This is a genomic window from Halolactibacillus miurensis, assembly GCF_900116255.1.
GTDB lineage: Bacteria > Bacillota > Bacilli > Bacillales > Amphibacillaceae > Halolactibacillus > Halolactibacillus miurensis.
Map to the genome: position 1 here is coordinate 58710 of NZ_FPAI01000016.1, position 7913 is coordinate 66622.

Genomic DNA, 7913 nt, shown 5'->3' on the forward strand with positions numbered 1-7913 from the left:
ATACAAGTTATCACTTTAGCTAACGCAGTATTTCGTTTTTAAAAACGAAGTGTTGCGTTTTATTTATGCCTTTTTTCGATTAGTTCAATAGTAATATGAAAGAATGTGTGGGATGTAAAATGGCTTATAACACGTTAAAACAAGACATTATAGATTATGCTGAAAAGATTGGGATTGATAAGATTGGTTTTGGCTCTGTTGATCCGTTCACTCAGATGAAAGCGCGATTAAAAGCCCAACAAGAAAAAAACTATCAGTCAGGGTTTGAAAAAGGAACGATTGAAGAAAGAACGGAACCGGCGATGCATTTAACTGGAGCCGAATCGATTATATCGATTGCGTTAGCTTATCCGTCTAGATTGACAGACCGACCAGCAAATAAACGCGGGGCAAGACGCGGGAATGTCTGCCGGGCCAGTTGGGGCGTGGATTATCATGTCGTATTAAATGAGAAGTTAAACAGGCTTCATGCTTTTTTAGAAAACCGTGTCCCGGGGTTTCGGTCAAAAATTATGGTCGATACCGGGGAATTACCCGACCGTGCGGTCGCAGAACGTGCCGGCATTGGTTTTAGTGGTAAGAACTGTTCGATCATTACTCCTGAGTTTGGTTCTTATGTTTATTTAGGTGAAATGATTACCAATATTCCTTTAGAACCGGATGAGATGTTAGAAGACGGTTGTGGGGATTGTACGAAATGTATCGACGCTTGTCCAACCGGGGCACTCGTTGGTCCAGGTCAGTTAAATACAACTAACTGTATTGCTTTTCTAACGCAGACAAAAGATTATTTACCTGATGAATTTCGCTCGGTCCTTGGTAATCAACTGTATGGCTTTGATACGTGTCAGCTTGTCTGTCCGTATAATAAGGGCGTGGACTTTCATCTTCACGAGGCGTTTGAACCAAAACCAGACCTTGCCAAACCAGAACTGTTGCCACTTCTCACGATCTCTAACCGAGAATTTAAAGAGACGTTTGGTGAAATGGCCGGTTCATGGCGTGGGAAAAAACCACTTCAACGGAATGCTATTTTAGCACTTGGTCATTACCGAGAAGTCTCAAGCATCGAGACGTTAGCGACATTGATGCGAAAAGATCCGCGTCCTGTCATTAGAGGAACCGCGGCCTTTGCGATTGGTAAGATTGGCCGGGAAGATAGTTATGAGCTTATTCGTGAGGCGATGATAAAAGAAGAGGATGCGACGGTAATGAAAGAGATGGAAAAAGGTCTGGAATTTGAAGCGATTTACGCAGATAATGGTAAACTAAAAGCACGGACAGAATAAAGTCAGTTTGTGTCTGAGATAATGAAAAGATTAGAAATAAATCGTTTAGTAAGATGAAGAGGTGAAGAAAGATGGGACTCCATATTGTTTTGTTTGAACCTGAAATACCCGCAAATACGGGTAACATTGCCCGGACGTGTCTGGCATGTAATGCGACACTCCATTTGATCCATCCGTTAGGGTTTTCAACTGATGATAAAATGTTGAAACGCTCAGGGCTTGATTATTGGTATGACGTGAACGTTCAGTATCATGATTCGATTTTTGACTTATATGATAAGCACCCAGACGGGGACTATTATTATATTGAGAACTTTGGCACAAAGTATTATACCGATGTTGATTTTAGTGATGCATCAAAAGAATGGTTCTTAGTATTTGGTAAAGAAACAACTGGCATACCAAAGGATTTACTTGTCGGTAAAGAAGACAAGTGCTTGCGGATTCATATGGCCAAAAATGACCGGGTCCGTTCGCTTAACTTATCGAATACCGCCGCTATTATCGCTTATGACGTGTTGCGTCAACAACAGTTTCCTGGCATGCATTAAATCAGCAGGCAAGTTAAGAGAAAAGGTCATATTAAATCAGGATGACGATCATAAGTCATACGGAAGATAATAAAAGAGGTTACTTATTTCGTCCTATGTCTAAGGGTGATCAAAAGAAAAAGGCTTACCGTTTTAGTTCTTAAAACGGTAAGCCTTTTTATCTTCATCTAGCGGGTCTTTCGGGACATACTTAAAGATGTCTTGTGAGTCAAACAACTCAACGATGCGTTCAATCCATTCAAAGTAACGGATCGATGCTTTTGAGTCTTCCATTAAGTTCTCTGCTTCAGCTTTAATTTCCGGTGTGGCTTCTTCGTCTTCGTAAATCTCCATCAGTTCTTCCATAATCTTTTGTTCAATCTTTTTATTGCGAATCGTCACCTCACGCCAGTTAGCCGTAAATAAGGTAATGAACGTTTGGTAATAATCTTCTTCGACAGTGTAGTGGTCTTTACGCGACCCCTTCACAAACTCTTTTTCAGCAATATTGTAACTCGTCATTTCTCTCAGTACTTGGCTCATGCGGGTTTTACTCATGCCGGTATGTTCGGCAAGTTCATCAAGGTCGAGCGCGCGCCCGGCATAATAGATGGCCGCAATGACCCGACCAATGGTCGCAGGATAACCGTAAGACTTCATATTTTCAGCAATTTGTTCACTGACGCGATGCTTCACGTGTTCTAACTGATCGTCTAAGCTCATTTTTTTATTCATTTTATCACTCTTTTTGTCAAATATTTGTTTGACTTTAACATTATCATAGTCAGATGTGAATGAAAAGAGCGAACTTTGGTAGGATTATAGAGGAATCCGGCGGAATTTTAAGATAGAACAGTTTATACAATCTATACACTTTAAATTGTATAAAGTTTGTACAATTTAAAGTGTATATCGGATTTTGCATTTGTCTTGCTCTTCTGTAAACTTATGATAGTAATCAAAACGAACGACGAAAGAAGGGAATGCTCTTGATTCAATTAAAAAACGTAAACAAGGTCTATGAGGATGGCTTCCATGCCTTAAAGAATATTAACCTCACATTTGAAGAAGGCAAACTTAATGTCTTAATTGGACCAAGTGGTTGTGGTAAAACAACAACAATGAAATTACTCAATCGCTTAATTGACTATACCGATGGCGAATTAACGATTGATGGTAAGTTAATATCAGACATTAATCCCATTGAGCTGAGACGTCAAATGGGTTATGTCATTCAAAGTATTGGTTTATTTCCACATATGACGATTTATGATAACGTCGCAACCGTCCCGAAATTATTAAAATGGGATAAACAAAAGATTAGCCAAAAAGTAGAGGAACTATTAAAGATGGTTGATTTAGACCCAGATACTTATCGTGAGCGCTACCCACATGAGTTGAGTGGGGGACAACAACAACGGATCGGTGTGATTCGTGCCCTTGCGGCGGAACCGAAAATTATTTTGATGGATGAGCCATTTAGTGCGCTTGACCCGATTAGCCGGGAACAACTTCAAGATGAACTTGTTCGCTTGCAGAAGGAAATCAATAAAACAATCATCTTCGTGACACATGATATGGATGAAGCGATTAAGATTGCGGATCAAATCATTTTAATGCGTGATGGGGAAGTTGTTCAAAAAGGCTCACCTCATGAATTATTGACCAATCCTATTAATCAATTTGTGGAAGACTTTATTGGAGAAGACCGCTTAAGACAAGCGCGTGGTCTACCACCGATGACAGCCTTTGTCGATGAAGATTATCCGAGTGTCAAAGTGACTGAGTCACTAGACGCGGCGATTAATGTCATGGTAGAAAAGAAAAAAGATCAAATGCCGATTGTCGATGCAGATGATAAATATTTAGGTATTCTCTCGCTATATGATGCGGTGAAAAATCGCGACAGTGAGATTAAAAATCTTGTCGATGAAACAGTCATTGCTTACCGTGAATCGGCGGAAGTTGAAAAGTTTGTCGCAAGTAAAGAAACCATCGCACCGATTGTTCGCGAAGATATGAGCTTTATCGGGGTGTTAGATCAAGATCAACTATTAGAAGTGCTTCATGAACAAGTGGATCAAAAAAGTGGTGTCATGTCATGAACTTAATTCAAGAGTATATTGAGTTTTGGGAAATTCGTTACGAGAATATTTTCGAGTATTTACTTGAACATTTATCCATCGCCTTTGTCTCCATTATCTTTGCGATTGTTTTGACCGTTCCACTGGCCATTGGGATGACAAAGATGAAAAATGAACGACTGAAGCAGGCGATCTTTAATGTTGCGAACTTCTTCCAAACGATTCCAACGATTGCCTTATTCGCCTTACTTATTCCGATTTTCGGGATTGGTTTTACACCCGCAGTCGTGGCTTTATTCTTATATGCGCTACTTCCGCTCTTACGTAACACGTATGCCGGGGTGGAGTCGATTGATCAAGGTATTGTCGAAGCTGCTAAAGGGATGGGCTATTCAACGGTTCAACGCTTGGCGAAAGTGGAGTTACCGATTGCGGTGCCTTATATTATGTCAGGGATTCGGATTACAACCGTCTATATTATTAGTTGGACGACACTGGCAACCGTTATTGGTGCGGGTGGATTAGGTGACTTGGTCATGGCTGGTATTGGTTCAAATAATACGTACATGATTTTTACTGGCACAGCACTGGCAATTATTTTAGCGTTAACGGTTGATTTGATTTTTGGTTTGATTGAAAAACGTTTATCTGTTTCACGTGGTTAAGTGAGCGTGAACGTAAAAATAAGGATAGCCTTCATCGATTATGATGAAGAAATATAATATAAAGGGGTAAATACTTATGAAGAAAAAACTATTACTAGCTTTACTTGCAAGTGCGATGTTGCTGTTAGCGGCATGCGGGGGAGAACAATCAGCTGATGGGGGCGAAGTGTTTGAATTTGGCGCCCAGTCTTATACCGATCCAAAGATTGCCGCTCAAATAGTGAAGATTTTAGTTGAAGAAAACACCGATCATGAAGTGACTATCACAGAAGATATTCAAGCAAGTCCACAAATTTTAGCGTCAATCGACCGTGAGGAATTTGACTTTGCGATGTTATATTCAGGTGAGGTATACAACAATCACTTTGATGATGTTGAGTATTCAACCAATTCAGAACAAACAATTGAAAATGCGCAAAACTTATTCGGTGAAGAATATGATATCACGTGGTTTGATTCAATCGGCTTTAAGAATGAATATGCGATTGCGATCCAAGGTCAACTACAAGATAGTGAAGGGATTGAAACGATTTCTGATTTAGAACCACTTGCAGGTGACTTACGTTTAGGAACAGACACCTCATGGGTTGAGCGAGATAACGATGGTTACCGCGGATTCCAAGACGCCTATGGTTTTGAATTTGGTGACGTACGTGCAATGGAAGTGTCACTCATGTATGAAGGAATTAAAAATGATGAATTAGATGTTGTCACAGCTTATACCGTTGACCCACAAATTGCGGAATATGATTTACGTATTTTAGAAGATGATGCGGAATTCTTCCCACCATACGATGCCTCACTTGTGGCACGTAATGAGGTATTAGACAACTATCCAGAAGTGAAAGAAATTTTTGATAATCTTGTTGATACCGTATCAACAGAACAAATGTCACAACTGATTTTAGAAGTTGACTTAAACGGTCGTTCGACAGAAGAAGTGGCACGTGAATTCTTAGAAAACGAAGGATTACTAAACTAATCATAATGGGGTTATATGATGGAATTTATCACTGAATTACTTCAGTATATGTCAGATAATAGCGCAGAACTCATCGCCTTAACTGTTGAGCATATTGTGATGGTTTTACAAGCGATGGGACTTGCTTTACTCGTTGGGGTACCACTTGGTATCCTAGCAGCTAAAGTAGAAAGGTTAGCACCGGTGATTTTATCACTCGTCAACATCTTACAATTGATTCCGAGTTTAGCGATGTTGGCGATTCTACTTATTTATTTCGGTCTAGGTAACGAGACCGTTGTGATTGGGTTGTTCTTCTACTCGTTACTCCCGATTGTACGTAACACGTATGTAGGAATTAAAGAAGTAGACCCAGGTGTATCAGAAGCAGGTATAGGGATTGGTATGACACCCTTCCAATTACTTGCGAAAGTGCAGTTTCCGCTGTCGATTCCATTCCTTATGGCCGGCCTACGCGTGGCCTTTGTCATTGCCGTTGCGGTCGCAACGATTGCCCCGTATATCGGTGGTGGTGGTCTCGGTAAAGAGATTGTCGGTGGGATTAATGGACAAAATGATATTCGCCTGATCGCAGGGGCAGTACCGGCGGCACTACTCGCGCTAATGGCTGACTTTATACTCGGCATTGTAGAAAAGACGACGAAACGTCGTTTCCGCAGTGTTTCATAATTTATACAAGAACTAAAAAGGTGTCGTTTACGCGACACTTTTTTTCGTAGAACACAATGCATTATAAAGATGGGGTGAACCAATGACAAAGCTACAGACAAACGTTTATGACATACTTACCAATCTCGAACAAGAGATGATTGACTTAAGACGCCATTTCCACCAATATCCAGAACTTTCATTTGAGGAAGTAAACACACCGAAAACCATTGCAGCCTTTCATAAAACGCTCGGTTTAGACGTCAAAGCACACGTCGGTGAACGAGGTGTTGTCGCGACGCTTAAAGGCGCACATCCTGGTCCGACCATCGCGATTCGCGCGGACTTTGATGCGTTGCCAATCAAAGAGGAAACAAACCTTCCGTATCAGTCAACGGTTGAGGGGGTCATGCATGCGTGTGGGCATGATGCCCACACCGCAATTGCGATGACGGTCGCAAAAGCACTGGTGTCTGTCAAGGATGACTTACACGGCACCGTCGTATTTATCCACCAACACGCAGAAGAACAAGACCCAGGCGGGGCGAAAGCGATGATTGAAGACGGCGCGATTAAAGACGTGGATCAGATTTTTTGTCTTCATATGGAAAACTATTTACCAGTCGGAACGATTGGTGAAACCGATGGACCAATTTTAGGGGCGAGTGATGACTTCTTTATTACCATCGAAGGAAAAGGGGGACACGCGGCTTTACCGCATGACACCGTTGATGCGTTAAGTATTGGCGCACAAATCGTTACCCAACTGAATCAATTAACGTCACGTAAAGTCGATCCGATGAAACAAGCCGTACTAACGGTCGGTAGCTTTCATTCAGGGGACAAAGCGAATGTGATCGCAGAAAAAGCATATATTGAAGGCACGGTACGTACGTTTGATAAAACGATTCGTCAAGAGATGAGCGAATGGGTCAAACAAGTGACCGACTTTACCGCCAGAGCCCACGGAGCGAAAGCAACGATCGATTATCAATTTGGCTACCCAGCAACCATCAATGATAAGAAAACGAATCAGTTAATGGTCGGTGTAGCTAAAGATATTATTGGTGAACAAAACGTGATCCATTTGGAACCGAATATGGGGGCCGAAGACTTTAGTTATTTTGCCGAACAAATTCCAGCGACTTATTTCTTTTTAGGTTCAGCTAATGAAGAAAAAGGATGCGTGTATCCTTATCATCATCCGAAATTTATGATTGATGAAGATAGCTTGTTGATTGGGGCAAAAGTATTAGCGGGAAGTGTCCTTACGGCTTTAAATAAGTAAAACAGAAAAATATATTGAACTACCCCCACCTAACATTCTCACGAATGTTTGAGGAAGGGGATTCCATAAGGACACCCTAAAGGCGACCCATGCTCGTTCAACTAAGCATAGGTTTTTCTACTCTCCAACCGCCGCAAACCTATTTTCTCAACATCTGTTAGAGCATGTTGGGGAAATAGTGTGTTCCAGGAACACAACTTGCTTTAGTCGAATCGTTCTGTCTGGTAGAACGCATGGGTTCTAACAAAAGACAGGGTACGCGTCATATACGCCCATTGCGCCCAATGGTGTAGACCTTGTTTCTGCTCTGGAACAAGTGAATACAACATCGGTGGAGGCCACTGAAAATCTTACGATTTTCTTAATGTAAGTTTAATTAGAATCAAAAAAGACGACACATTTATTCAAAAATATGAATAAGTGTCGT

9 protein-coding genes are annotated in these 7913 nt (G+C 41.2%); 7 read left to right on the forward strand and 2 right to left on the reverse strand.

Annotated elements, in window-relative coordinates; translation table 11 throughout:
- Positions 1-119 precede the first annotated feature (119 nt).
- Positions 120-1289, forward strand: a complete 1170-nt coding sequence (gene queG, locus BM390_RS10330) for a tRNA epoxyqueuosine(34) reductase QueG (RefSeq protein ID WP_062322028.1) — start codon at positions 120-122, stop codon at positions 1287-1289.
- A gap of 71 nt (positions 1290-1360) precedes the next feature.
- A complete protein-coding gene (locus BM390_RS10335) occupies positions 1361-1840 on the forward strand; it encodes a tRNA (cytidine(34)-2'-O)-methyltransferase (RefSeq protein WP_062322030.1) in 480 nt (159 codons plus the stop codon).
- Between the two features lie 132 nt (positions 1841-1972).
- Here the strand turns inward: BM390_RS10335 and BM390_RS10340 are convergent, their stop codons facing one another.
- Positions 1973-2554: a GbsR/MarR family transcriptional regulator gene (locus BM390_RS10340; RefSeq protein ID WP_231631483.1), complete on the reverse strand. Its 582-nt coding sequence runs from the start codon at positions 2552-2554 to the stop codon at positions 1973-1975.
- A gap of 254 nt (positions 2555-2808) precedes the next feature.
- On the opposite strand from BM390_RS10340, the gene BM390_RS10345 reads away from it, so the two are divergent.
- The 5 genes from BM390_RS10345 to BM390_RS10365 all read left to right on the forward strand — a co-directional run bounded on the left by BM390_RS10345 (position 2809) and on the right by BM390_RS10365 (position 7486).
- On the forward strand, positions 2809-3924 hold the full coding sequence (locus BM390_RS10345; RefSeq protein WP_062322032.1) for an ABC transporter ATP-binding protein: 1116 nt from the start codon (positions 2809-2811) through the stop codon (positions 3922-3924).
- Positions 3921-4568, forward strand: a complete 648-nt coding sequence (locus tag BM390_RS10350; protein WP_062322034.1) for an ABC transporter permease — start codon at positions 3921-3923, stop codon at positions 4566-4568. The genes BM390_RS10345 and BM390_RS10350 overlap by 4 nt, the downstream gene beginning before the upstream one ends.
- Before the next feature lie 76 nt (positions 4569-4644).
- A complete protein-coding gene (locus tag BM390_RS10355) occupies positions 4645-5550 on the forward strand; it encodes a glycine betaine ABC transporter substrate-binding protein (RefSeq protein WP_062322037.1) in 906 nt (301 codons plus the stop codon).
- A gap of 18 nt (positions 5551-5568) precedes the next feature.
- On the forward strand, positions 5569-6219 hold the full coding sequence (locus BM390_RS10360) for an ABC transporter permease (protein WP_062322039.1): 651 nt from the start codon (positions 5569-5571) through the stop codon (positions 6217-6219).
- A gap of 82 nt (positions 6220-6301) precedes the next feature.
- Entirely contained in the window at positions 6302-7486 is a 1185-nt protein-coding gene (locus tag BM390_RS10365; protein ID WP_089854686.1) for a M20 metallopeptidase family protein, read from the forward strand.
- A 203-nt stretch (positions 7487-7689) separates the two neighbouring features.
- Here the strand turns inward: BM390_RS10365 and BM390_RS15750 are convergent, their stop codons facing one another.
- On the reverse strand, positions 7690-7815 hold the full coding sequence (locus BM390_RS15750) for a hypothetical protein (protein WP_256212420.1): 126 nt from the start codon (positions 7813-7815) through the stop codon (positions 7690-7692).
- Between the last annotated feature and the right edge of the window lie 98 nt (positions 7816-7913).